The organism is Oerskovia sp. NPDC057915 (assembly GCF_042887685.1).
Lineage (GTDB): Bacteria > Actinomycetota > Actinomycetes > Actinomycetales > Cellulomonadaceae > Oerskovia.
Genome location: NZ_JBHVOS010000003.1, coordinates 38,779 through 62,120 on the forward strand (window position 1 = coordinate 38,779; position 23,342 = coordinate 62,120).

22 protein-coding genes are annotated in these 23,342 nt (G+C 73.7%); 11 read left to right on the forward strand and 11 right to left on the reverse strand.

Going from position 1 to position 23,342, the window contains the following annotated elements; translation table 11 throughout:
* Positions 1-145 precede the first annotated feature (145 nt).
* Positions 146-1,504 (forward strand): RDD family protein, encoded by a 1,359-nt coding sequence (locus ACFVQ3_RS02690; RefSeq protein WP_387634756.1) that lies wholly within the window; start codon positions 146-148, stop codon positions 1,502-1,504.
* A gap of 153 nt (positions 1,505-1,657) precedes the next feature.
* Here the strand turns inward: ACFVQ3_RS02690 and ACFVQ3_RS02695 are convergent, their stop codons facing one another.
* Complete coding sequence (locus ACFVQ3_RS02695; RefSeq protein ID WP_387634759.1) at positions 1,658-2,518, reverse strand: UbiA family prenyltransferase; 861 nt, start codon at positions 2,516-2,518, stop codon at positions 1,658-1,660.
* Positions 2,519-2,622: 104 nt separating this feature from the next.
* Here ACFVQ3_RS02695 and ACFVQ3_RS02700 point away from each other — a divergent pair, with 104 nt between their 5' ends.
* The 4 genes from ACFVQ3_RS02700 (at position 2,623) to ACFVQ3_RS02715 (ending at position 5,915) form a co-directional block, all read left to right on the forward strand.
* Entirely contained in the window at positions 2,623-3,831 is a 1,209-nt protein-coding gene (locus ACFVQ3_RS02700; protein ID WP_387634761.1) for a type III polyketide synthase, read from the forward strand.
* Positions 3,831-4,409 (forward strand): isoprenylcysteine carboxyl methyltransferase family protein, encoded by a 579-nt coding sequence (locus ACFVQ3_RS02705; protein WP_387634763.1) that lies wholly within the window; start codon positions 3,831-3,833, stop codon positions 4,407-4,409. The genes ACFVQ3_RS02700 and ACFVQ3_RS02705 overlap by 1 nt, the downstream gene beginning before the upstream one ends.
* Entirely contained in the window at positions 4,406-5,569 is a 1,164-nt protein-coding gene (locus ACFVQ3_RS02710; protein WP_387634765.1) for an NAD(P)/FAD-dependent oxidoreductase, read from the forward strand. The genes ACFVQ3_RS02705 and ACFVQ3_RS02710 overlap by 4 nt, the downstream gene beginning before the upstream one ends.
* Positions 5,570-5,759: 190 nt before the next feature.
* Entirely contained in the window at positions 5,760-5,915 is a 156-nt protein-coding gene (locus ACFVQ3_RS02715; protein ID WP_168210015.1) for a hypothetical protein, read from the forward strand.
* A 48-nt stretch (positions 5,916-5,963) separates the two neighbouring features.
* Here the strand turns inward: ACFVQ3_RS02715 and ACFVQ3_RS02720 are convergent, their stop codons facing one another.
* From ACFVQ3_RS02720 to ACFVQ3_RS02750, 7 genes are all read right to left on the reverse strand, one after another.
* Complete coding sequence (locus ACFVQ3_RS02720) at positions 5,964-6,311, reverse strand: cupin domain-containing protein (RefSeq protein WP_387634768.1); 348 nt, start codon at positions 6,309-6,311, stop codon at positions 5,964-5,966.
* Between the two features lie 153 nt (positions 6,312-6,464).
* Positions 6,465-6,716 carry a response regulator transcription factor gene (locus ACFVQ3_RS02725; RefSeq protein WP_387634771.1) on the reverse strand — a complete coding sequence of 84 codons (252 nt, stop codon included), beginning with the start codon at positions 6,714-6,716 and terminating at the stop codon, positions 6,465-6,467.
* A gap of 153 nt (positions 6,717-6,869) precedes the next feature.
* Positions 6,870-7,544: a response regulator gene (locus tag ACFVQ3_RS02730; RefSeq protein ID WP_387634774.1), complete on the reverse strand. Its 675-nt coding sequence runs from the start codon at positions 7,542-7,544 to the stop codon at positions 6,870-6,872.
* Positions 7,541-8,647: a sensor histidine kinase gene (locus tag ACFVQ3_RS02735; RefSeq protein WP_387634777.1), complete on the reverse strand. Its 1,107-nt coding sequence runs from the start codon at positions 8,645-8,647 to the stop codon at positions 7,541-7,543. The genes ACFVQ3_RS02730 and ACFVQ3_RS02735 overlap by 4 nt, the downstream gene beginning before the upstream one ends.
* 223 nt (positions 8,648-8,870) lie before the next feature.
* Entirely contained in the window at positions 8,871-10,895 is a 2,025-nt protein-coding gene (locus tag ACFVQ3_RS02740) for a hypothetical protein (protein ID WP_387634779.1), read from the reverse strand.
* A gap of 231 nt (positions 10,896-11,126) precedes the next feature.
* Positions 11,127-12,323, reverse strand: coding sequence for an MFS transporter (locus ACFVQ3_RS02745; protein ID WP_387634782.1), 1,197 nt, complete (start codon positions 12,321-12,323; stop codon positions 11,127-11,129).
* A 108-nt stretch (positions 12,324-12,431) separates the two neighbouring features.
* Positions 12,432-13,082, reverse strand: coding sequence for a GntR family transcriptional regulator (locus ACFVQ3_RS02750; RefSeq protein ID WP_387634784.1), 651 nt, complete (start codon positions 13,080-13,082; stop codon positions 12,432-12,434).
* 145 nt (positions 13,083-13,227) lie between these two features.
* On the opposite strand from ACFVQ3_RS02750, the gene ACFVQ3_RS02755 reads away from it, so the two are divergent.
* Entirely contained in the window at positions 13,228-13,650 is a 423-nt protein-coding gene (locus ACFVQ3_RS02755; protein ID WP_387634787.1) for a hypothetical protein, read from the forward strand.
* Positions 13,651-13,738: 88 nt separating this feature from the next.
* Here ACFVQ3_RS02755 and ACFVQ3_RS02760 read toward each other — a convergent pair whose 3' ends face one another.
* Together ACFVQ3_RS02760 and ACFVQ3_RS02765 are read right to left on the reverse strand one after the other, a co-directional pair.
* Positions 13,739-15,601, reverse strand: a complete 1,863-nt coding sequence (locus tag ACFVQ3_RS02760) for a cation:proton antiporter (RefSeq protein ID WP_387634790.1) — start codon at positions 15,599-15,601, stop codon at positions 13,739-13,741.
* A gap of 62 nt (positions 15,602-15,663) precedes the next feature.
* Entirely contained in the window at positions 15,664-16,311 is a 648-nt protein-coding gene (locus ACFVQ3_RS02765; protein WP_387634792.1) for a helix-turn-helix domain-containing protein, read from the reverse strand.
* Positions 16,312-16,459: 148 nt separating this feature from the next.
* On the opposite strand from ACFVQ3_RS02765, the gene ACFVQ3_RS02770 reads away from it, so the two are divergent.
* Together ACFVQ3_RS02770 and ACFVQ3_RS02775 are read left to right on the forward strand one after the other, a co-directional pair.
* Positions 16,460-16,846, forward strand: coding sequence for a DUF1304 domain-containing protein (locus ACFVQ3_RS02770; RefSeq protein WP_387634795.1), 387 nt, complete (start codon positions 16,460-16,462; stop codon positions 16,844-16,846).
* A 127-nt stretch (positions 16,847-16,973) separates the two neighbouring features.
* A complete protein-coding gene (locus tag ACFVQ3_RS02775) occupies positions 16,974-17,975 on the forward strand; it encodes an NADP-dependent oxidoreductase (RefSeq protein WP_387634799.1) in 1,002 nt (333 codons plus the stop codon).
* Between the two features lie 45 nt (positions 17,976-18,020).
* Here the strand turns inward: ACFVQ3_RS02775 and ACFVQ3_RS02780 are convergent, their stop codons facing one another.
* Positions 18,021-19,223, reverse strand: a complete 1,203-nt coding sequence (locus tag ACFVQ3_RS02780; RefSeq protein WP_387634801.1) for an LLM class flavin-dependent oxidoreductase — start codon at positions 19,221-19,223, stop codon at positions 18,021-18,023.
* A gap of 247 nt (positions 19,224-19,470) precedes the next feature.
* Between ACFVQ3_RS02780 and ACFVQ3_RS02785 the strand changes: the two genes are divergently transcribed.
* From ACFVQ3_RS02785 to ACFVQ3_RS02795, 3 genes are all read left to right on the forward strand, one after another.
* Positions 19,471-20,928 (forward strand): sensor histidine kinase, encoded by a 1,458-nt coding sequence (locus ACFVQ3_RS02785; RefSeq protein WP_387634803.1) that lies wholly within the window; start codon positions 19,471-19,473, stop codon positions 20,926-20,928.
* Positions 20,925-21,578 (forward strand): response regulator, encoded by a 654-nt coding sequence (locus ACFVQ3_RS02790; protein ID WP_387634805.1) that lies wholly within the window; start codon positions 20,925-20,927, stop codon positions 21,576-21,578. Before ACFVQ3_RS02785 ends, ACFVQ3_RS02790 begins: the two co-directional genes overlap by 4 nt.
* 153 nt (positions 21,579-21,731) lie before the next feature.
* Positions 21,732-23,339: a SpoIIE family protein phosphatase gene (locus ACFVQ3_RS02795; RefSeq protein WP_387634807.1), complete on the forward strand. Its 1,608-nt coding sequence runs from the start codon at positions 21,732-21,734 to the stop codon at positions 23,337-23,339.
* Positions 23,340-23,342 lie beyond the last annotated feature (3 nt).

Below are 23,342 nucleotides of genomic sequence, written 5' to 3' on the forward strand. Positions count from 1 at the left end.
TTTTTTTTTATACGCGCCTGCGTGTGGGCTGGTGGGGTCGTCCCGAGCGCTCGTGAACGACCCGAACTGCACACTCGACGCGACGACCCGGCACCCCGCGAGGAGGGCGGCTGACAACCCGCACCGAATCTGGGACCCTCGTCCCATGGGGGACCCCGCGACGACGCCGGCACCGCACGACGGTGCCCACCACGAGCCTGTCCCGGCAACGGTCGGGGCCTCGGCGACGGACCCCGCGACCGGCGACGGAGACCCGCCGAGCGGCCCCGGCGCGCCGGGCGATACCCCCTCGGCCGCCGTCCCCGCCTACGGCTTCGCCGAGCCCGCCGCGCAGTCCGCGGCCGCTGCCCCCGCCGCCCCCGACGCCCCCGCCGCCCCGTCGCGCCACGGGCCCACCGTCCCGGCGGGCCAGGCACCCGCCGCCCGGGCAGACCGCACTCCCGTCCTCCCGCCGGGCCGCACACCCTCCCTCCCGCCGGACCTCACCGACCTCGACGACCCCCCGCTCTTCGGCCCGTACGCGAGCTGGTTGCGGCGCGTCGGGGCGTTCCTGCTCGACAACTCGATCCTGGCGGGGCTCATGTTCGTGGTCGTCGGGCCGGGGGTCGCACCGAGCGCGCTCCCCGGTCTGGACAACAACGGCAGCATGGGCACCGCGTTCGAGGGCGTGACCTGGTCCGAGAGCGCGTGGATGATCGGCGCGGTGCTCGCGATGGTCGTCCTTCAGGCGTACACGGGTGCGACGCCGGGCAAGCGGGCCGTGGGGATCGTCGTCGTCAACCGGGACTCGGGCCGACCGGTCGGGTTCCTCACGACCGTGCTGCGCTGGCTCGCGCACCTCCTCGACGCGCTGTGCTTCGTCGGGTACCTGCGCCCGCTGTGGGACAGGCAGCACCGCACGTTCGCGGACAGCCTGCTGTCGACGGTCGTCGTGCGGTCCGTCGCGCCCGAGCCCCACGCGTGGCTCGCACCGTTCGTCCGGGAGAGGCACAGGGGATCGAGGGTCGTCACCGCGGCGGCGACCGTCCTGTGCGTGGCCGGGCTGGCGTACGCCTACGGACCCACCACGACCAGGGGCGGTCAGTTCGTGTCGGCCACGGCCTGCACGGCGTGGGAGCACGGGTCGCGCCCCGACGTGCCGCAGTTCAGCGAGGCGTCCTTCAGCCGGACGACGCCGGGCACGATCACCCGCCTGGGGGTCACGCATCCCTTGCCCGACGAGGGACTGGGATCGGAGATCACGCTCACCTGGGACGGCGAGGTCCCCGCGAGCGCCGGCGCCTCGCTCGAGGCCGTCCTCACGGGCCCCGACGGCACCCGGCTCGAGTACTCGACGCCGCTCGGCACGGGCTTCGGGGAGGTCGGTGCGAGCCCGACGAGCCCGGGGGTGATCGAGATTCCCGCGAACGACCTCCGAGACGTCGGCGCCGGGTGGACCTGGATCGCCCAGATGCGCGTCGACGGTGTCGCGACTCCCGGCTGCGGTGGTCAGGTGCCGTCCTGAGCCGGTCCGGCCGCCCGTCCGGCACGACCAGCCCGTCCGGCCGCCCGTCCGGCACGACCAGCCCGTCCAGCACGACCAGCCCGTCCAGCACGACCAGCCCGTCCAGCAAGGCCGGCACGGCCGAGGCCCCTCCCTCAGGCCCGACGCCGCCGCTCACCCCGGCAGCGCGACGTCCGGTCCGGCCAGCACCAGCAGGACAGCGCACACTGCCGCGACGGCCATGCTGAGCGCGAAGGGCAGCCGGCTCGTGGTCCGCCGCACGGCGACGACGCCTGCGGACACCGCGAGCGCCACCGCCACGATCCCGCCGACCCAGGCTGCGACGGTCGGCGGTCCGGGCGGACCGAGCACCACGACGGCGACGGCCGCGACGAGCACGGTCGGGGCGAGCACGCTCGCGCGTGTCCGGCCGAGCCGGTGCGGCAGCCCGCGGATGCCGGTGGCCCGGTCGTCCTCGAGGTCGGGCAGGGTGTTCGCGACGTGCGCGCCCACGCCCAGGAGCGCCGTCGCGGTCATGGCCCAGGGGGCCGCGACGCGGTCGCCGGGGGCCGCGAGCACGACGAACAGCGGCAGCAGACCGAAGGAGACGGCGTAGGGCGCCCAGGACCACACGGTCGACTTGAGCCATGCGTTGTAGCTCCACGCGCTCGCGACGGCCACGAGGTGCACGAGCCCTGCGCCGATCCCCGTCGCGAGCGACAGCACGGCGCACAGGGCCGCCGCGAGGAGCGCCGCCCCGTGCACCTGCCGGGTCGTCACGAGCCCCGCGACGACGGGCTTGTCGGTGCGCTGCACCGCGACGTCGCGGCGGGCGTCGAGCCAGTCGTTGGACCAGCCGACGGAGAGCTGACCGGTGAGGACCGCGGCGACCACGAGAGCCGTCGTCCCCGGGCCGGACCCCACGCCCGCGGCGAAGAGGCCGGCCAGGACGGTGACCACGACCGTGGGCCCGGCGTGGCTCGCCAGGGCGAGACCCCGCGCCGTCGTCAGGGTCGTGCGCGTCGTCACCGTCACCGTCGTCACCGTCCGTCGCGCCCGCCGTCCCTGCCGTCGACGGGTCCTCGTCCGTCCGACGCTAGCAACGCGCGGGCTGCGCGTCGCCGTGACACGATGCGGGAATGTCGCGGTTGCTCGCGGTCGGTCCGGCTCTGCCGGGCGTCGCACACCCTCAGAGCGAGATCACGGACACGATCGGGCCCCTGCTGACCCCGTCGGCCGCCAAGCGCGCCGTCCTGCGCCGGTTGCACGAGGCGAGCGGCGTGCGGACCCGCCACACGGCCCTGGCTCTCGACGAGTACGCGGGGCTCACGTCGTTCGGGGTCGCGAACGACCACTTCATCCGCGTCGGCACGGACCTCGCCGAGGAGGCGTGCCGCACCGCGCTCGACGCCGCGGGGCTCGCCCCGGGAGAGGTCGACTTCCTCCTCTTCACCTCGGTGACCGGGATCGCTGCGCCCTCGATCGACGCGGAGCTCGTGACGCGCCTGGGCCTGCGGACCGACGTGAAGCGCCTGCCGTCGTTCGGTCTCGGCTGCGTCGCGGGGGCCGCGGGGATCGCGCGCGTCCACGACTACCTGACGGGTCACCCGCAGGACGTGGCCCTGCTCGTGTCGGTCGAGCTGTGCTCGCTGACGCTCCAGCACGGCGACGACTCGATGGCGAACCTGGTCTCGACGGGCCTGTTCGGGGACGGGGCGGCTGCGGTCGTGATGGTCGGGGACGCGCACCCGGCGGCCGTCCGGTCCGGGGGCCCCGTGCCCGACGGCGGAGCGCCCGCCCCGGGGGTGCGCGGCACCCGGGCAGCGGGCACCCCGGGCTTCTCGACCCGACCCGTGCCACGGGGGGTCGACGTCGTCGACACCCGCAGCCGCCTCTATCCCGAGACGGCCGACCACCTGGGCTGGACGATCCGCGACAGCGGTTTCGGGATCGTCCTGTCGGCGGGCCTTCCCGAGGTCATCGCGGCGCACCTCGCGGGGGACGTGAAGTCGCTGCTCGCCGAGCACGCCCTCGCGACCGAGGACGTCGGGACGTGGGTCGTGCACGCGGGCGGGCCGCGCATCCTCGACGTCGTGCGCGACTCGCTGGGTCTCGACGAGACGGACCTTCGGCTCAGCAGGGAGTCGCTCGCCGCCGTCGGGAACCTGTCGTCGTCCTCGGTGCTGCACGTGCTCGCCGCGACGCTCGCGGCGCGCGAGGCACAGCGAGCGCAGCGCCGCACGACCCCGCCCGCGACCGGCGACCGGCACGGCGTCCTCATGGCGTTCGGTCCTGGCGTCAGCGCCGAGCTCGTGCTGCTGCGCTTCCCCGACGGCACGGAGGGCTGATGCTCGTCTTCTTCTACGTCGTGGTCGGGGCGACCGCGCTCGAACGGCTCGCCGAGCTCGTCGTCTCGGCACGCAACGCGAGGTGGTCGTTCGCGCGCGGCAGCATCGAGACGGGGCGCGGCCACTTCCCGGCGATGGTCGCCCTGCACACGGGCCTGCTCGTCGCGTGCGTGGTCGAGGTCAACGTGGCCGACCGGCCGTTCGTCCCGTGGGTCGGGTGGCCCGCGTTCGTGCTCGTCGTCGCGAGCCAGGCGCTGCGCTGGTGGTGCATCGCCTCGCTCGGGCCGCGGTGGAACACGCGCGTGATCGTGGTCCCCGGGCTGCCGTGGGTCGACCGCGGCCCCTACCGCTGGATCGCGCAGCACCCCGGGCAGCGCTGGTTCCGGCACCCCAACTACGTCGCGGTCGTCGTCGAAGGCTTCGCGCTGCCGCTCGTCCACTCGTGCTGGACGACCGCGCTCGTCTTCACGGTGCTCAACGCCGTGCTGCTGATGCGGTTCCGGCTCCCGGCCGAGGAGCGTGCGCTCGACGCCCTCCCGCACGCGCAGTCGGCCCCGGGCTCGGTCAGCCGGCCGTGACCGACACCGACGTCCTGGTCGTGGGTGGGGGCCCGGTCGGGCTGGCCGCCGCGATCGAGGCGAGGCTCGCGGGCTACGACGTGGTCGTGGTCGAGCCGCGCACCGGCCCTGTGGACAAGGCGTGCGGCGAGGGCCTCATGCCCGGTGCGCTGCACGCGCTCCAGGCCCTCGACGTCGACCCCGACGGGCACGTCCTGCGGGGCATCAGCTACCGCGACGCGCACCGGCACGCCGACCACCTCTTCACGGGCGGGCAGGGCCGGGGCGTGCGACGAACCACCCTGCACGCGGCGCTCGCCGACCGCGCGGCTGCGCTCGGGGCCACGACCGTGCGCAGCCGGGTCGAGAGCATCGACGAGACGGCGGACCGGGTGTCTGCCGCGGGCGTCAGCGCGCGCTGGCTGCTCGGCTGCGACGGGCTGCACTCGACCGTGCGCCGCCTCGCGGGCCTGGACGTCGGGGCGGACGCGCCCGCGCACGAGTCCCTCCTGGCGCGGAGCCGCCACGGCGGCGACGGACCCGACGGAGCGGCGGCCGACGAGGCCGCACCCCACGCGGCGCGCATCCCCACCGAGCTCGGCGGCACCGCCCCGCCCGTCCGTCCCGGCCCGGACCCGCGGCGCCGCTTCGGTCTGCGACGCCACTTCCGAGCGCCCGCGTGGACGGACCTGGTCGAGGTCCACTGGGGCGACCGCGTCGAGGCGTACGTGACGCCCGTGGGCCCGGACGTCGTCGGGATCGCGATGCTCGGGCCCACCGGGACGCACTTCGACGAGGCCCTCGCGGGCTTCGCCGAGCTGGCCGCCCGCCTGAGGGACGCCGACCCGCTGGGCCCGGTCCGCGGCGCGGGTCCCCTGCGGCAACGGTCCCGACGGCGCAGCACCGGCCGGGTGCGCCTCGTCGGGGACGCGTCGGGGTACGTGGACGCCCTCACGGGCGAAGGACTGCGCGTGGGGCTCGCGCAGGCGAGCGCCGCCGTCGGGCACCTGGACGATCCCGGGGCGTACGAGCGCGACTGGGCGCGCGTGACGCGCGACTACCGGATGCTGACGACCGGGCTCGTGGGGTGGGCGACCTCGCCCGCGCGCCGGGCGATCGTGCCGCTCGCAGCGCACGCACCCTGGCTCTACGGGAAGGTCGTGGACCGGCTCGCGCGCTGACCTCGCGACCGGGTTCGAGAACTTCTCCCACCCCGTATCCGCGGAACGTCGCCAGGGGCTACGATCAGCGACGGCGACGCGAGCCCCTGCCCGCGTCGCCACCTCAGCGAGACAACGCCCCTGACCGGCCGCCGGCCGGTCAGGGGCGTTTGCGACGGCCGTGCTCTACCCGCAAGAACCGAGGATCGCGATGCCGCACCGCCGATGGAAAGAACAGCGCCTGTGCCCGCAGTGCCAGGACGTGGTCCTGGTCGAGATGCGCTTCGTCGCACTGCCCTCCGCCCCTGGCGAGGACGTCACGATGGAAGCCGTCGGCACGGACGACGCGGGTCACGAGTTCCACTGACCCTGCTGCGACGACGGGTCAGGAAGAGGCCCCGAGCTCGCCCCCTGATCACTCCCCACCTGACGGCCGCGGTCCCGGGCCCGCTTCCTTGAGCTCGACGAAGATCGCGTGCGTGGGCGTCGTCCCGGTGTTCTCCCCCACGTGGACCTGGTCCGGCAGCCAATGGGTCTCGCCCGCCGCCAGCACGACCTCCATGACCCGGTCGCCCGACGAGATGCGTCGCTCGAAGCCGCTCAGCGTGTACATGACGCTGTCGGGGTGATGGTGGGGGTGCGTCCGCGTACCCGGCCGGTCCTCGTACTCCAGCACCCGGACCCGCTCGTTCTCGAAGATCACCCGGTAGTGGTCGGGGTCCGTGACCGTCGGATCGTCCGACGCCTGTCGTTCCTGCCCCATGCTCGCCTCGGAACCTCGTGGCCCGTCGTCGTCGACCGGCGCGTCCCTCGAGCATCCCACCACCTGACCGGCACGCATCTCGGGTGGTCGCGGCCGCGCGCGCCACGCGCGCGGCCTGCCTCCGGGCGACCTGCCCGGCGGCGGGCGCACGACCTACGAGATGCCGCGGTCCCGCGCCCAGCGCAGGATGTCCGCGCGGTTCGAGACACCCACCTTGCGGTAGATGCTGCGCAGCTGGGACTTGACCGTGTTGCGGGTGACGAACAGGATCGCCGCGAGCTGCTCCAGGGTCATGTCCTCCGTGAGGTGCGTGAGGACCACGAGCTCCCGGCGGGAGAGCACGACCTCCTCCTGCACCCCGTCAGGGGGTGGGGACTTCGGGGACGTTCGCTCCGTGATGGACATGGTTCCTCCGTCGGTGGGTCCGCACGTCGCCCACGTTGTGATCCGGTCTCTTCTGGCTCCTACAGAAGAGACGGCTGGAAACGGATCCATGACGCGAGTTCCCCCGACGGGTCTGCCGGCACCTCAGCCGCGAGCCCGGCGCCGCGGCGCCCCTCAGGTGGTGGCCGCGTCGTCGGGCAGCCCCGCGTCGTGGCCGAGGATCGCTGCCTGCGTGCGGTTCGTGACCCCGAGCTTGACCATGGCGTGGGTCAGGTGGGTCTTGACCGTCGGCTCGGCCATGAACAAGGTCCGGGCGATCTCCGCGTTCGACACCCCCGTCGCGACCAGCCCGACGACGGCCCGCTCCCGCTCGCTCAGCTCCCCCACCTTGGCCCGCGCAGCGGCCTGCCGCGTGCTCATGGCCGGGCCGAGCGAGTCCAGCAGGTGCCGCGTCACGGCCGGGGACAGCATCGCCTCGCCCGCCGCGGCCGCCCGGATGCCCTGGTGGACCTCGGTCACCGTGCTGTCCTTGAGGAGGTAGCCCGCGGCCCCGGCCCGCAGCGCGGGCACGACGTACTCGTCGTACTGGAAGTTCGTCAGGATCACGACCTGGACCTCGGGCGACGCCCGGCGGATCTCCTGCGTCGCCTCGATGCCGTTCATGACGGGCATCTGCATGTCCATGAGGACCACGTCGGGGTGGTGCGCGAGGACCGCCTCGACCCCCTCGCGGCCGTCCTCGGCCGTCCCGACGACGTCGAGGTCGTCGGCCGCGTCGACCAGCCCCGCGATGCCCTCGCGGAACAGTCGCTCGTCGTCGACGACCACCACACGGATGACTCGGCTCATGCTTGCCTCCTCGGCAGCAGCGCGTCGACGCGGAACCCGCCGTCCGGCGTCGGTCCGATCGTGGTGGTCCCCCCGACGAGGGCCACCCGCTCGCGGATGCCCTGCAGACCGTGGCCACCGGTGGGCATCTCGACCTCGGGGATCGCCGACGGACCGTTGACGACCGCGACCCGCAGCGCTCCGTCCTCCTCGGCGACGCGCACGGCCGTCTCGGCCCCCGGTGCGTGCCGGACCGCGTTGGTCAGGGCCTCCCGCACGATGCGGACGGCGGTGCGCTCGGTCAGTCCGGGCGGCTCCCCGGGGACGACGTCGGCGTCCACCTCGACCGGCTGTCCCACGGACCGGGCCTCCTCGGCCAGGATCGCGACGTCCCGGAACGACGGCTGGTCGAGCGGTGCCGGGGTCCCGTCCCGCCCGAGCAGGTGCAGCATCCCGCGCATCTCCTCGAGCGCCTCGCGAGCCGTGTCACGGATCCGGTCCACGTCCTCGCGGACCTGCGGGTCGGCGACCTTCGTCTCCAGGAGGTTGCTCTGCAGCACGACGTAGCTGACCCGGTGCGCGACGACGTCGTGCATCTCCCGCGCGAGACGTTCCCGCTCGGTGGTCCGCACCTGGGCCACGAGGTGCTCCGCGGCCTGGGCGCTCCGGTCCCGGAGAGCGGCCGACGCGACCCGCTCGGCGCGCCGGCTGCGACCGGCGAGCCAGGGCCCCAGGACGAGCAGCACCAGCACGGTGACCATCGCGACGTCCGACCTCGCGAACGCGAGCGGCGCAGCGGGGAGGATCACGAGGGCGCCGGCCGTCACCCAGACCGCTCCCTGGCGGCGCGAGAGCCGCTCCCCCGCGTCGAACGACGCGAGGATCGTCGCGGGGACCGGCGAGACCCACGACAGGAGGGCGGTCCCCACGACCGCCGGACCCGTGAGCCGCGGCCACAGGAGCAGCGAGGCCCCGACGAGCTGGGCGACGAGCTCGGCCCACAACGGCGCGCCCTGCGTACCGACCACCGATCGTGAGACCGCGACCGAGACCCCCGCGAGCGCGGCGAACGACGCGACCGCGGCGTCGCGCCGCGTGATCGACCCCAGGGCGGGCATCCGCATGCTGTCAGGCTAGCCAGGAACACCGCGCGAGGGCGGTCGAGACGGGGCCGTCGACCTGGACACCCGCTCCGAGGGCGACGGAGACGCCGGTCGGCCGCTCCCGCACCGCCGCGTGAGGCGACCGCAGGGCGCCCCCTCCGTGGTCGGAGGGGGCGCCCTGCGGTCGGTGTCACGCGATCGGTGTCACGCGGTCGGTGTCATCATGCGGTCGGTCCGGGAGGGGTCACCGGTCCGTGCTGGTCGACGTCCGCCGACGCCCGGCGAGGACGAGCCCCGTACCGGTCAGGACGATGAAGGCTCCCGCGACCGCGAGCAGTCCCGCGTTCACGCCGGTCGTGGCGAGGCTCGCGGCCTGGGCGGCCTCGGCGACCGTCGCGACCGGGACGGTGCCCGTCAGGCCCAGGTTCGTCGGGTCGGTCGAGGCGACCGTCCGGACGGTCCCGTCGGTCCCCACGAAGACCGGGTCCACGGCGTCGGTGACGACGGGGGTCGTCGGGTCCTCGGGGACGACCGGGACGGTCGGCTCGTCCGGCACGACCGGCTCCTCGGGCTCGGGGGCCTCGGGCTCGTCGGCGAGGCTGATGCCGACCCAGTCCCACGCGGTCGAGGGCTGGTCGAGCTCGCCCAGGCCGATGAGCCAGTGCGGGAACGTCGCCGGCATCCACTGGCCGTTCTCGTCGGTCGTCCCGTGGTTGTTGTGGTCGTTGCCCGTGTAGAAGTGCGGGCTGCCCTGCTCGGTGCCCTGCGCCGAGCCCCAGAGCTGGAACTGCGGCAGGCTCGCGACGTCCAGGCCCGCGGGGACCCGGACGAACACGCGCTGCCCCGGCGTCACGGACGTGATGGTGGTGCCGTTCGCGTCGACCAGGGTCACCCCGGCCGGCACGGCCGAGCCGTCCGCGGTGCGCAGCTCGACGTGGACGTCGCCCGTCCCACCGACGAGCGAGGCGGTGAAGCCGTAGTCCGTCGAGCCGTCGGTGTTCCGGACGTACCCGTGCGAGACGAACCCCGGCTGGGGCATGACCACGTTCGTGCCGAGCGCGTTCTCGATGAGCCAGGCCGCGGTCTGCATCGTCGCCAGCCGGTCGCTCAGGTAGCCCTGGTCCCAGGTGCGGGTCCAGTCCCCTGCCTGCTGGCCGGCGAACTGGTCGAGCGCCTTCTGGCTCAGGGTCACGTGACCCGAGGCGTCCACGTCGAAGAAGAGGCCCATGATGTCGTGGCCGGTCGAGAAATACCAGACCGCGAACTGCGTGGCCTCGTACGCCGTGTAGTCGGCACGACGGAGGTTCTGGTCCGCGACGGCCTGCTCGGCCTCGGCCAGGGTCATCCACCCGTTGTCGATGCTGTACTGGTAGTCAGCGATCGTGGCGGTCTCGGGCACGGTCACCCCGGCACGGTCGAACAGCACCCGGGCGTCGGCGCCACGAGCGGCCAGGTCCGAGCCGCCCTTGTAGCCGTTGACGAGCACGGTCTGCTGGGCCGAGGTGTTCTGCCAGTGGATGCCCTCGGCGTCGGGGGTCACGGTCTCGTCGCCCGACCACACGTGGTACCAGTAGCTCGCGATGTCGCGGTCGTAGACCATGTGGATCGTGCCGTCGTCGTCGGTGAGCGAGTGGTGCAGGATGTGCAGCTGGGGCTGGCCGTTCCACCCCGTCCAGTCACGGCCCGACGTGAGGTCACCGTCCTCCAGGAAGTACCAGTAGTCGCACGAGAAGCCGTTGTTGTAGCTGTCCTCCCAGTGGGGGTGGTAGTCGGCGTCGGGGTAGGCAGGCGTCGACTGGAGCGCACCGAACGCGGACATCGCGGCCAGCGGGGTGCCCGTCGTCTCGACCGTGCCGGGCTCGCCCGTCGCAGGCTCGACGACGTCGGCCGTGGTCTCGCCGGGGTCCGCCGCGGGGGTCTCGGCGACGGGCGCCTCCACCGCGACGGGCGCCTCGGGCGCAGGGTCGGCGGGCGCGGTCTCCTCGACCGGCGCCTCGGGGCCCGCGGGGGCCTCGGCGGCCGGGGCGACGACCGGGTCGGACGGTGCGGCAGGTGTGGCAGGCGCGTGCTCGGCCGGAGCCGGAGCGGCCGGGGTCTCAGCAGCGGGTGACGACTGCTCACCGCCGGCGTCGGACGAGCCGGCTTCGGGGGCCGCGGGCGCGCCCGCCTCGGGGACGTCGGCCCCCTCGGCGGCGAAGGCCGCTGCTCCACCGCCCAGCACGAGCGCCGCGGAGACTGCGGTGGTGGTGACGGTACGGAGGACCTTCATGATCGACGAGCTCCTTCGGGTGGGTCGGGCACCGGTCGCGCCCTGGTCCCTCTACGTTCCCGCCCACCAGGGGGTCCCCGACTCACCCGTTCGGACCGATCGCCCTCGTCCGAAGGTCTCTGGCCGCCCGGCCCGCCTCAGACCCGGTCGTCGCAGGTCCGCGCCGGTCCGCGGACGGCCACGCCACGGCGACACCGCGGTAACGCGGCACCGCGGCACCGCGCCGACCCGTCACGCCGTCGCACGCAGCCCTCGCACGACCGTCACCAGACAGAGCGCGCACGCCACCGCGACCACGGCGAGGAGCACCGTGTAGCCCGCGAGGGCCGTCGCTCCGGCCAGGACCACGGGCAGCAGGAAGCCCACGTAGGACAGGCTGTAGTAGACGCCCGTGAGTCCGGCGAGGTCGGTGGGCGTCGCGATGGCCTGCACCTCGATCAGGCCGGCCACCACGCAGATCCCGTACGCGGCGCCGAGCGTGATCGCGGCGAGGCCCCCGAGCACGGGCGACAGGACGGTCGCGTTGGTCGCGGCGAGCGCCATGCCCAGCAGCATGAGCCCCATCCCGACGACGAGCGCCCGTCCGCCCGTGACCCGGTCGATCACCGCGACGAAGGACTGGACCACCGCACCCGTGCCGAGCGTGAGGACCGTGAGCAGGGTCGCGTAGGCCAGGGAGAGGTCGCCGGTCTGCTCGGAGACGAGCTGCGGCATGACGGCGTAGGCGATCCCGGCCGCACCGAAGATCCAGGGCGCGGCGGGCACCACGACGCGCACGAACCGGCGGTGCGACGCGGCCGGGACCCGCAGGTCGGCCAGGAGCGAGGTCGTCGACCGGTTCCCTCCGACGGTCTCGGTCGCGGTCGCGAGCAGGACGAGCGCGACCACGCTGAGCACGACGTGGACCACGTAGGGCGTGATCGTGGGCCACGGGCCCCACTGGGCGAGCACACCGGAGACCCCGGCTCCGATCCCGAACCCGAGCGTCAGGGACAGCGACGGGCGGCGCGCGCCCGCGGTCTGGTCGGCCTCCATGTCGAACGGCGCGCTCGACAGCTCCTTGACCCAGCTCGTGCCGACCGACATCGCGACGCCCACGCTCAGCCCCGCGAGCAGGCGTCCCAGGCAGATGACGACCTCGCTGCCGAAGCCGGCGGCCAGCAGCACGCTCGCCCCGATCCCACCCAGGACGCCGACGACGGCGAGCGGCTTGCGCCCGTACCGGTCGGACAGGGGGCCCGCCACGACCAGGCCGGGCACGAGGCCCAGGACGTACATCCCGAGGAACAGGTCGACCATGACGACGGAGTAGTTCCCGAGGTCCTGGTACATGTGCAGGAGCGGCGTGAAGTGGTTACCACCCCAGGCCATGACGACGAGCGCCGGGGCGACCCGCAGCCAGCCGGGGAACGAGCGGTGGCGGTTCATGATCTTTCTCAGGGACGAGGACGGTGGGACGGTGGCCCGAAGGGCATGGCACGGCCACGACGGGCCGAGCGGGAGGGACGCGAACGGTGATCGGGGGGCGAGCGCCCGTCAGCCGTAGTTGCCTCGCTGGACGTGCGCGCGCAGCGCCGCCTCGTAGGCCTGGGCGTCACCGGCACGGGCCAGCGTGGCGAGCACGCGGTGGTCGGCGAGAAGCCGTGTGGGCGAGGTCGCGTCACGTCGGACGGCGCGGTGGGTCAGGAGCTCGAGGCGCGGGCCGAGCTGCGCGAAGAGGTCCTCGATCACGTCGTTGTCCCCGGCGCGGATGACCCGGGAGTGGAACGCGAAGTCCGCCTGCGAGAAGGCGAGCAGGTCGCCGTCGTGCTCGGCGACCACCTGCCGGGCGACGAGGTCGTCGAGGTCGTGCGCGACGTCGTCGGGCAGGGCGTTCCCGTCGAGGGCGCGGATCGCGGACGACTCGAGCATGATCCTGACCGCGAGGAGGTCCGCGACCTCCTTGTCCGCGACCGTGGCGACGATCGCTCCCCGCTTGGGGAACAGCGTGAGCAGGCGGCACGTCTGGAGCTGGAGGAACGCCTCGCGGACGGGGGTGCGGCTGATGCCGAGCTCGTCGGCGACCTCCCCCTCGGTGATGAGCGCCCCGGGGGCGGTCTCGCCCGTGATGATCGAGGCGGACACCGCGGCGAAGGCGCGCTCGACGGCGCTGGGGGCCTGGTCGTCGGACTTCTTGCGAGGCGACATCCAGCGACCATAGCACCTTAGATGCAAGGGGGCACCCGGGGTGCACGGCTACGGTCCGGTCACGTTCGGGCGCGCCCGGTCGCCCCGCCCCCGGGAGCACGCATAGCCTCGTTCGACCAGCCGACCCGACCGGATGGAGCTTTCCGTGCAGAAGACCGGGACCGACCCCGACGAGTACCTGACGACCCTTCCCGAGCGATTCCGCGACGACGCCCTGCGCCTCGACGCCGCGATCTCGGAGGTGATGTCGGGCCGCTCCCGGGTCCTGTGGGAAGGCGTCTTCTGGGGCGGGACCGACCAACGGATCCTCGGGTACGGCGACCTGGACCAGCCGCGCCCCCGCGGCGGGAGCGTCGAGTGGTTCGTCGTCGGCCTCGCCGTCCAGCAGAACTACCTCAGCGTGTACGTCAACGCCGTCGAGGACGACCAGTACGTCGCCCAGAAGTACGCGCACACGCTGGGGCGCGCCAAGATCGGCAGCTCGAGCGTGGGCTTCAAGTCGCTCGCCGACATCGACCTCGACGCGCTGCTGCACCTCGTGCGGATCGCCCGGGAGCAGACGGAGTAGCGCGTACCGCACTTCCGGCCTCGGCCCCGGAACCCGGCACCCCCGGGGCCCGGGCCCCCCGGGGCCGAGCAACGGGCGCCCAGCCGCTCTACCGCTCCGCGGCCGGCGCGTGCATCTCGACGCTGATCTGGCTCGCGTCGAGCATCTTGAGCGTCTCGTCCATGGCCCCCGAGCTGTAGGTGCCGTGGTCGCGCACGTGCAGCAGCTCCTCGCGCTGGGCGGCGAGCACCGCGAGCCGCAGCTCGCGGTACTGCCGGTGCTGCTCGTCGGCCTCGGTCGCCTCACGGTCCACGAGGTCGTCGTGCGCGACCTCCTGGCGCACGCGCTCGATCGTCCCGGGCGCGTACGGCGTGCCGTCCGGACGCGCGAGCCCGGGTGCGTCGATCACCTCGGAGGCCACGCGCGAGAGCTCGCCCAGGAGCGCGAGCCGCTCGTCGTTCTCGGTCGACGTGTCGACGGTCAGGTCGAGGCGTCGCACGACCCACGGCAGCGTGCCGCCCTGGACAAGGAGCGTCCCGGCCGCGACGAAGAACGCGATGAGGACGAGCAGGGCCCGGTGCGGGGTGTCGGCCGGGAGGGACTGGGCAGCCGCGAGGGTCACGACCCCGCGCATCCCGGCCCACACGAGCAGCACGCCCTCGCGGCGCCCGAGCGGCTCGGCCGCCAGGTAGTCGATGTCGGCGATGCGGCGCGTGAGGAACGTCTGGACGCGGGCCATGCGGGTCTGGACGCGCGGGTCGTCGAGCGAGGGCTGCGTGGCGCCCGGTCCACCGCGGGCCCCGGCCAGCCCCCCGGGACCGCCCAGGCCGGGGACGCCGCCGCCGGGCCCACCAGGGCCGCCGCGCGACCGCCGGTTCCGCCGCCCCCTGCCCTGCTCCCGGTCCTCGACCGTCGGCAGCTCGCCGCGGTCGAGCTTGTCGGTCACGGCCGTGAGCTTCTCGCGCACCTCGGGGTTGCGCCGGTTGGAGCGCTTCATGAGCCACAGCAGCACCGCGACGAACACCGACCGCAGCGCGACGACCACGACCGCGGCCAGGAGCGCGAGCCCCGCGGCCGTCCACAGGCTGCCGTGCTCCTGACGCACCTCCTCGACGAGCCCGAACACCTCGAGCCCCATGAGCAGGAAGACCCCGCCCTCGAGCAGGAGCTCGACGGTCCGCCAGTTCGCCTTCTCGGCGATGCGGTCCTGCGGGCTCAGGTGCTTGGGTGCGCCGAGGCCCGTGACGATCCCTGCGGTGACGACCGCGACGAGCCCCGAGGCGCCCAGGTGCTCCGAGGGCAGGAACGCGATGAAGGGGACGACGAACGAGATCGCGGTGTTGGACGTGGCCTCGCGCACGCGCGAGCGCAGCCACAGGTTGGCCTTGCCGACCAGGAAGCCGATGACCACGGCGACCGCGACCGCGTAGACGAAGTCGCCCGCGACCTGCCCGACCGAGACCGTCGCGGCCGTCGCCGCGATGGCCGAGCGCAGCAGCACCAGGGCGGAGGCGTCGTTGAGCAGGCTCTCTCCCTCGAGCACGGTCACGACGCGCGGTGAGACGCCGGCCTTCTTGACGATCGAGGTCGCGACCGCGTCGGTCGGGCTGATGATCGCGCCGAGCGCGATGCCCGTCGCGAGCCCGATCCCCGGGATGAGCAGGTGGAACAGGAAGCCGAGCACCACGGCGCTGATGACGACGAGCACCACGGACAGGCCGCTGATGGCCTTGAGATCTCGCCGGAAGTCCATCGCGGGCATGCTCACGGACGCCGAGTAGAGCAGCGGGGGCAGGACGCCCGCGAGGATCCACTCGGGCTCGACCTCGACGGCCGAGACCGCGGGCAGGAACGACACCGCGACGCCCAGCAGCACGAGGATCAGCGGGGCGGCGACCCCCAGGCGCGGTGCGAGCGCGGTCACGCCGACGACCGCCAGGACGCCGGCGATCAGGTAGGGGGCGAACTCCATGGGCTTCTCGTCTCGCTCGGGGAATTACTTCCTATCAGACGAAGCATCTGTGCCCCGCACCGCTACGCGTCGCGCGGAACCCACTCTGCCGCCTGGTCGCGTGCGGCGCGCAGCATCGCGACGGCCTCGTCCTGGTTGACGCGGGCGAGCGCGAGCGCGCTGAGCTGGAGCGAGAGCAGCAGGCGCGCGCGCTGCTCGACGGCACCGTCCGCGAGCGCCGGGTCCGCGGCGCGCAGCGCCCCGGCGAGCGCGTCGGTCAGCTCGGCCCGGTAGGCGTCGACCGCGGCACGCAGCGCCTCGTCGTGCCCGGCGGCACCGGTCGCGCACCCGACGAGGAGGCAGCCGAGCCGTGGGGAGCCGGCGGGCAGCTGCTCGACGGCGGAGCCGAGCCGCTCGAAGTACGTCACGACGGCGCGTCCGGCCTCGGGCGACGCAGCGCTCGGCCGGCCCGCTGCGCGCTCCCCCGCTGCCGCCTGCCCCGCGGTGACGAGCGGGCGCAGGCGGGGGCGGATCACGGTGTCGAGGTAGTCCTCGACGGCCGCGTCGAACAGCCCTCGCTTGGAGCCGAAGGCGTGGTAGAGGCTCGACCGGTTGAGCCCGGTGGCGCGCTCGAGGTCCGGGAGGGATGCTCCGTCAAGGCCCTGGTCCCAGAAGACGTCCCGGGCCGACTGGACCACCGTGGTGGTGTCGAACGACTGCGACCTGCCCATGTGGACCGCCTCACCTTCTGCTTCTCGAATTGCACCGACCGGTACACAACTGTACCGTCAATTAGTAGACCGATCAGTTCAGAACGCCGTTCCCGCCGGCAGCGGCAGGCGCCAGAGCCCGCCCCCCTCACCCTGGAGGACACCCACCATGACCGCGACAGCACTGGTCTTCGCCGGCCTCGCCGCGCTGATCCACGTCTACATCTTCGTGCTCGAGTCCGTGTCCTGGACCTCGCCACGGACCCGCGCCACGTTCGGGACCACCGAGCAGGAGGCCCGCGCGACCAAGGAGCTCGCGTTCAACCAGGGCTTCTACAACCTGTTCCTCGCAGCCATCACCGCGATCGGCATCGTGCTGGTCACGAGCGGGCACACCGACGTCGGCGCGGCGCTCGTCCTGAGCGCGACCGGCTCGATGGTCCTCGCCGGGCTCGTGCTGATCGTCTCGTCGCCCGCCAAGGCCCGCGCCGCGCTCGTCCAGCTCGTCCCGCCCGCGATCGCGATCGTGCTGCTCGTGATCGCCCTGGTGTCCTGACGGCAGACAGGCCACCGCACCGACCACCCCACGGCCCGACCCACCACCCGCCGCACCGGCCCTCCCGGCCGGGGCTGCGCCGTCGGGCATGCTCGCCCAGAACCACGACCGAAGGAAACCCCGACACATGACCTCCACGCAGATCCAGCTCGTCGCCCGCCCCACCGGCTGGCCCACGCACGACGACTTCCGCACCGTCCAGGTCGAGCTCCCCGACCTCGCTCCCGGCCAGGTCCGCGTCCGGAACGAGTTCGTGTCCGTCGACCCGTACATGCGCGGGCGCATGAACGACGTGAAGTCCTACACGCCGCCCTTCGCGCTCGGCGAGACCATGACAGGCGGTGCCGTCGGGCGCGTCGAGGCCTCGACGGCAGAGGGCGTCGCGGTCGGCGACGTCGTGCTGCACCAGCTCGGGTGGCGCGACGTCGCTCAGGGCGACGCGGCCGCGTTCCGCGTGGTCCCCGAGATCCCGGGCGTGCCGCTGTCCGCGTACCTGGGCATCCTGGGGATGACGGGGCTCACCGCGTACGTCGGGCTGCTCGAGATCGCGGGCCTTCGCGAGGGCGACACCGTGTTCGTCTCCGGCGCCGCCGGGGCCGTGGGCACCGCCGCCGGCCAGATCGCGCGCCTCAAGGGTGCGGGCCGCGTCGTCGGGTCGGCCGGGACGCCCGAGAAGGTCGCGCTCCTGACCGAGCGCTACGGCTACGACGCGGCCTTCAGCTACAAGGACGGACCGGTCGCGGACCAGCTCGCCGTCGCCGCCCCCGACGGGATCGACCTGTACTTCGACAACGTCGGCGGCGACCACCTCGAAGCGGCGCTGGGCGCGTTCAACGACTTCGGGCGCGCGGCGCTGTGCGGCGCGATCTCGCAGTACAACGCGACCGAGCCCGCGGTCGGCCCGCGGAACATGAGCAACATGGTGACGCGCAGCCTCATGCTCCGCGGCTTCACGATCGGCAACCACCTCGAGCACTTCCCCGCGTTCTCGCGCGACATGGGCGCGTGGCTCCAGGCCGGCGACGTCGTGTTCGACGAGACCGTGGTCGACGGGATCGAGAACTCGGTCGACGCGTTCCTCGACCTCATGCGCGGCGCGAACACGGGCAAGATGGTCGTGCGCGTCTGAGGTTCTCCGGCCGGCGCCGTCGCGCCCGCCGGCCCGGGGCCGCGCCTAGAAGGCCACCGAGTGCGTCCTGAGCGCGGCCTCGTCGCGTGCGGGCCGGGCCCCCGCCGGGCTCTCCTGCCCGACGGCGCCGCGCGCCCCCGCCGGTCGCGTCACCCCGCGCTGGTCGAGGATCGGGCGCACGCCCTCCGCGAACCAGTGCGCCTCCTCGAGGTGCGGGTACCCCGAGAGCACGAACTCGTCGAAGCCCGCCTCGTGGTACTCCTGCACGAGGTCGGCGACCTCCTCGTGGCTGCCCACGAGCGACGTCCCCGCGCCACCCCGAACCAGCCCCACCCCCGCCCACAGGCCCGGGTGCACCTCGAGCGACCGCGTGCGACCGTCGAAGCGGTCACCGTTGAGCGCCGCCATGCGTCGCTGGCCCGTCGACGACGACGAGCGGAACTGGGCCTGCGCGGCCGCGACCTGCTCGGGCGACCACGCGTCGAGGAACTTCTCGGTGACGCCCCACGCCTCGGCCGACGAGTCGCGGCTGATGGTGTGCAGGCGGATGCCGAACCGCAGGGTCCGCCCCCGCTCGGCCGCGAGCTCGCGCACCCGGTCGATCTTGGCCTTGGCCTGAGCGGGCGGCTCCCCCCACGTGAGGTAGACGTCGGCGTGCTCGGCCGCGACGGGCAGCGCGGCGTCCGAGGACCCCCCGAAGTAGACGGGCGGCGCAGGGTCCGGCGGCACAGGGACCCGGCCGTCGCGGAGGCGGTAGTGCTGCCCGTCGAGGTCGAGCGGCTCGCCCGAGAACAGCCCGCGCACCACGGTCAGGAACTCGGCCGTGCGCGCGTAGCGCTCGTCGTGGTCGAGCCAGTCGCCGAACCGCCGCTGCTCGCTCTCGTCCCCGCCCGTCACGACGTTGAGGCGCACCCGCCCGCCCGAGAACCGCTGGAGCGTCGCAGCCATCTGCGCCGCGAGCGTCGGCGACACCAGCCCTGGACGGAACGCGACGAGGAAGTGCAGCCGCTGCGTCTCGCGCAGCAGCGCCGCGGTGGTCAGCCAGGCGTCCTCGCACCAGGTGCCGGTCGGGGTCAGGACCGCCTCGTAGCCCAGGCGGTCGGCCGCGCGCGCCACGTCGGTGAGGTAGTCGAGCGTCGGGGCCCGGAAGGCCTGCGCCGTCCCGGGGGTCGTCGCGGCGTGCGAGGACCCGACGACCGTGCGCCCGTCCCCCGACGTCGGCAGGAACCAGTGGATCGCGGCGCTCATGTCTCCTCCGTCCGGCGCGCTCCCGCTGGTGCGGCCGGTCCCCGCCAGCCCCGGTGGGCCGGTCGGTCGAGGAGGTCGCGGGTCGCGCGCGTCGGGGGACCGTAGGCCGGGGTGCCGGGCTGGTCAAGAGGTTCACCGGGGCTCTCGCGGGCTGGACGAGTGAACCTCGCCCTCCCCCGCAGGAGGGAGAGGGGGTCGGTCGCGCGCCGGTGCCGCACCCCAGGGCGGACCCGCAAGAATCGTCCGCATGGTCATCGCCGCCCGGGTCCCCGGGTCCACCGTCCTGCTGCCGCCCTCCGCCACCGACGGCGCGCCCGGACGCTCACGGGCGACCGGAGCCAGTGCCGGGAGCGGGCGCGCGGGCTGGCGCCCCTGGGTCTTCCCCGGCGTGCTCGCGCTGCTCGTGGGGCTGTTCGCAACGGTCACCCCCTTCATGCATCTCCAGGGAGCTCCCCTTGGGCTGTGGGGGGACAACCTCGCTACCGTGCCGCTCATCGAGCCGGTCATGGTGCTGGGCAGCTTGAGCGCAGCGATCGGTGTCCTCCTCTCGCGTCGTTCGCGTGCACTGGCCTGTGTGCTGGCCAGTTGGCCCTTCCTCCTGACGCCGCTCGTCGCAACCTTCGTCTGGGCCTGGTGGCTGGCGCTGCTCGCTATCGCCGTGGTCCGCGCGTACGACGGATGGCGCAGAGCCGTCGTCCCGTTCGTCCTCGCCCTGGGCGTCGCCGCGGGGTACTGCGTCACGGGCATCTACGCACTGCTCCCCGTGGGCCCGGTGACCCCCGGCAGCGGCGACACGTGGATCACTTTCATCATCTATGTCGTCTACTCGGTCGCCGTGCTGGCCACGACCGCCGCGATCGGCGCGAACCGCCGCGCCAGGGCGCGCACCGACGCTGCAGCCCGCGCCTCCGAGCAGGCCTTCGCGATCGAGACCGTCGCGGTCGAGCGGGCCAGGATCGCGCACGACCTGCACGACGTCGTCGCGCACCACATCTCGCTCGTAGCCGTCCGCGCGGAGTCGGCACCGTACGTGCACCCGTCGATGGATACCGAGTCGAGGGTCGTGCTCGCGGACATCGCCGACGACGCGCGGCACGCGCTGGGCGAGCTGCGTCAGGTGCTTGCGGTCCTGCAACGCACCGAGGGCGCCGACCGTGCCCCGCAGCCAGGGGCCGAGGACGTCATGACGCTCGTCGACGCTGCCCGCTCGGCCGGGCAGTCCGTGATCGTCGTCGGGGACGTGCCGGTGCTGCCGCCGGCCCAGGGCCTCGTGCTGTACCGCGCGGTGCAGGAGTCGCTGACCAACGCACGTCGCCATGCCCCGGGGCAGCGGGTGACGCTCACGCTGGGGACGGACGCGGCGCCGTCGGGCACGGACGCGCTGCCCGTCCTCCCTGGCGGCCTGTCCCACCTGGCGCGCCACGGGTCAGGGAGCACCGTGACCGCCCGCATCTCGAACCCGCTCCTCCCCCGCACCTCTCCGGCCGCCCCCGGGCGCGGGCTGCTCGGGATGCGCGAACGGATCGAGTCGATCGGCGGCTCGCTCACGGCAGGCGAGGAGGACGGCTCGTTCGTCGTCGAGCTCACGCTCCCCGTCGACGGGCCGGAGACGGCCACGGCCACCGAGCACACCTCCACCTACCTGTACGGCCCCGCGGGCGACGCCCCGCCGCTCCCCGACGGCGTGGACGGGATCGACGCATGACCCGTGTCGTGGTCGCCGACGACCAGCCCGTGGTCCGGTACGGCTTCGCGGCGATCCTCGACGCGGCCGAGGACCTCGAGGTCGTGGGCTCGGCGGGCGACGGCGCCGAGCTGCTCGACGTCGTCGCGGCCCACCGCCCCGATGTCGCCGTCGTGGACGTCCGCATGCCGGTCATGGACGGGATCGCCGCGACGGCCGCGATCTGCGACCGGTACCCCGGCACGAGCGTCCTCATCCTCACGACGTTCGACCTCGACGAGTACGTGTTCGACGCGCTCCAGGCCGGGGCCTCGGGCTTCCTGCTCAAGGACACCCCGGCCCCGCGCCTGGTCGAGGGCGTGCGGCTCGTCGCGGACGGCTCGATGCTCCTGGGGCCCACCGTGACGCGCCGCCTGGTCGGGGACTTCGCGCAGCGCACGACCAGGACCGCGCCCGGGATCGAGAACCTCACGGGCCGCGAGCGCGAGGTGCTGCTCACGGTCGCCCGAGGGCTGTCGAACGCCGAGATCGGTGCCGAGCTGTTCATCACCGAGCAGACCGTGAAGTCGCACGTGTCGGAGGTGCTGCGCAAGCTCGGGTGCCGCGACCGGGTGCAGCTCGTGATCGCGGCGTACGAGTCGGGGCTGGTCGGGTCGCCGGAGCGCGGGTGACCTCGCCCAGCCCGTCGAGTGTGCACTTCGGGTCGTCGAGCAGGCTGGTCCGACGACCCGAACTGCACACTCGACGCCGCCCGCGCTCTCCGCAGGCCCGGTGTGCACTGCACAGGATGCGAAGGGCGTTGCCGCGACCTCCTATCATGAGTCGTGAGTTCCGACTGGTTCGACCTGGCCACCCAGGGCACCGAGAGCGGTGAGCTGGCCCGGTCGATCGACTGGTCCGCCACCTCGCTCGGCTCCCCCGACACCTGGCCCAAGACGCTGCGCGCCGCCGTGCGCCTGTGCTTCAGCACCCGCTTCCCCATCTTCATCGCCTGGGGACCGGACCTCGTGATGCTGTACAACGACGGCTACCGGCCCATGCTCGGGCAGGACAAGCACCCCGGCGCGATGGGCGCCCCCGCAGCCGAGGTGTGGGCCGAGATCTGGCCGGACATCGAACCGCTGTTCGCCTCGGTCCTGGAGACCGGCGAGCCCACCTGGTCCGAGGACCAGACCCTGATCATGAACCGCTCGGGCTTCGACGAGGAGACCGCCTTCACGTTCTCCTACAGCCCGCTGCGTGACGACGAAGGCGTCATCCGAGGCATCCTGGACGTCGCGACCGAGACAACGGCCCACGTGGTCGCTGCGAGACGTCTCCAGACCCTCGGCACCCTCACGGCGACCCTCCAACGCCTCCAGGGCGACGTCGACGAGCTCGCGGCCGCGACCGTGGGCGTGCTCGGGCGCAGCGAGGACGTCACGCGCGCCGACCTCTACCTCGACACCGCGAGCGGGCTCGTGGCCTTCGCCTCGACCCACGAACGCCACGACGAGTCGGTCCCGTCGCAGGTCCTGCGCGAGGTCGCGGACGAGCGGCGGCTCGAGCAGGTCGGCCCCGCGCTCGTGGCCCCCCTCGCAGCCAGCCGCGACCGCTCGGTCGCCGGCGTCATCGTCCTCGAGGGAAACCCTCGCCGTCCGGACGACGACGACCAGCGCTCGTTCCTCCAGCTCGTCGCGTCCGCGGTCGGCACCGCGCTGAGCAGCACGCTCGCCCAGATCCGGCAGGTCGGCGAGCTCCGCGACGTCGCCAACGCCCTCCAGGACGCGATGCTCCCCGACGACCCGACGGCCCCGGGGTGGCACACCCGCTACCGCCCCGCGGACGACAGCCTCCTCATCGGCGGCGACTGGTACGACGTCGTGGACCTGTCCGGCGGGCGGTTCGGGCTGGTCGTGGGCGACTGCGTGGGCAAGGGCCTGCGCGCCGCAGCCGTCATGGGCCAGCTCCGCAGCGCGAGCCGCGCCCTGCTCCTGGAGAACCTGGGACCCGCGGCCACGCTCGAGGGCCTCGACCGCTTCGCGCGGACGCTGCCCGGCGCCGAGCTCGCGACGGTCCTGTGCGCGATCGTCGACGAGGACGCGCGCACCCTGACGTACTCGGCCGCGGGCCACCTGCCGCCCCTCGTCGTCAACAAGGCCGAGACGCACTGGCTCAACGAGGGTCGGGGCACGCCCCTGGCCCTCAGCACGGCGCCACGGCCCGAGGCGACCGCCTCGCTCGACAGCGGCGACGCCGTCGTGCTGTACACCGACGGGCTCGTCGAGCGCCGCGGCGAGCACCTCTCGACGGGCCTGCGCCGCCTCGCCGACGCGGCCCTCGCGATCCGTGAGGAGAGCCCCGCGTCCGACCTGCCCGACGCGCTGCTCGCCGAGCTCCTCGCCGACGGCGCGCGCGACGACGTCGCACTGCTGCTCTACGAGGTGCCCTGACCC

Bases quoted from the DNA above. Each gene is read 5' to 3' on its own strand.
- ACFVQ3_RS02715 (WP_168210015.1), top strand. From the start codon at position 5,760: ATGCCGCACCGCCGATGGAAAGAACAGCGCCTGTGCCCGCAGTGCCAG.
- ACFVQ3_RS02760 (WP_387634790.1), bottom strand. From the start codon at position 15,601: ATGGAGTTCGCCCCCTACCTGATCGCCGGCGTCCTGGCGGTCGTCGGC.
- ACFVQ3_RS02735 (WP_387634777.1), bottom strand. From the start codon at position 8,647: ATGCGGATGCCCGCCCTGGGGTCGATCACGCGGCGCGACGCCGCGGTC.
- ACFVQ3_RS02700 (WP_387634761.1), top strand. From the start codon at position 2,623: ATGTCGCGGTTGCTCGCGGTCGGTCCGGCTCTGCCGGGCGTCGCACAC.
- ACFVQ3_RS02770 (WP_387634795.1), top strand. From the start codon at position 16,460: ATGACCGCGACAGCACTGGTCTTCGCCGGCCTCGCCGCGCTGATCCAC.
- ACFVQ3_RS02720 (WP_387634768.1), bottom strand. From the start codon at position 6,311: ATGGGGCAGGAACGACAGGCGTCGGACGATCCGACGGTCACGGACCCC.
- ACFVQ3_RS02780 (WP_387634801.1), bottom strand. From the start codon at position 19,223: ATGAGCGCCGCGATCCACTGGTTCCTGCCGACGTCGGGGGACGGGCGC.
- ACFVQ3_RS02790 (WP_387634805.1), top strand. From the start codon at position 20,925: ATGACCCGTGTCGTGGTCGCCGACGACCAGCCCGTGGTCCGGTACGGC.
- ACFVQ3_RS02775 (WP_387634799.1), top strand. From the start codon at position 16,974: ATGACCTCCACGCAGATCCAGCTCGTCGCCCGCCCCACCGGCTGGCCC.
- ACFVQ3_RS02730 (WP_387634774.1), bottom strand. From the start codon at position 7,544: ATGAGCCGAGTCATCCGTGTGGTGGTCGTCGACGACGAGCGACTGTTC.
- ACFVQ3_RS02785 (WP_387634803.1), top strand. From the start codon at position 19,471: ATGGTCATCGCCGCCCGGGTCCCCGGGTCCACCGTCCTGCTGCCGCCC.
- ACFVQ3_RS02750 (WP_387634784.1), bottom strand. From the start codon at position 13,082: ATGTCGCCTCGCAAGAAGTCCGACGACCAGGCCCCCAGCGCCGTCGAG.
- ACFVQ3_RS02725 (WP_387634771.1), bottom strand. From the start codon at position 6,716: ATGTCCATCACGGAGCGAACGTCCCCGAAGTCCCCACCCCCTGACGGG.
- ACFVQ3_RS02705 (WP_387634763.1), top strand. From the start codon at position 3,831: ATGCTCGTCTTCTTCTACGTCGTGGTCGGGGCGACCGCGCTCGAACGG.
- ACFVQ3_RS02740 (WP_387634779.1), bottom strand. From the start codon at position 10,895: ATGAAGGTCCTCCGTACCGTCACCACCACCGCAGTCTCCGCGGCGCTC.
- ACFVQ3_RS02745 (WP_387634782.1), bottom strand. From the start codon at position 12,323: ATGAACCGCCACCGCTCGTTCCCCGGCTGGCTGCGGGTCGCCCCGGCG.
- ACFVQ3_RS02765 (WP_387634792.1), bottom strand. From the start codon at position 16,311: ATGGGCAGGTCGCAGTCGTTCGACACCACCACGGTGGTCCAGTCGGCC.
- ACFVQ3_RS02690 (WP_387634756.1), top strand. From the start codon at position 146: ATGGGGGACCCCGCGACGACGCCGGCACCGCACGACGGTGCCCACCAC.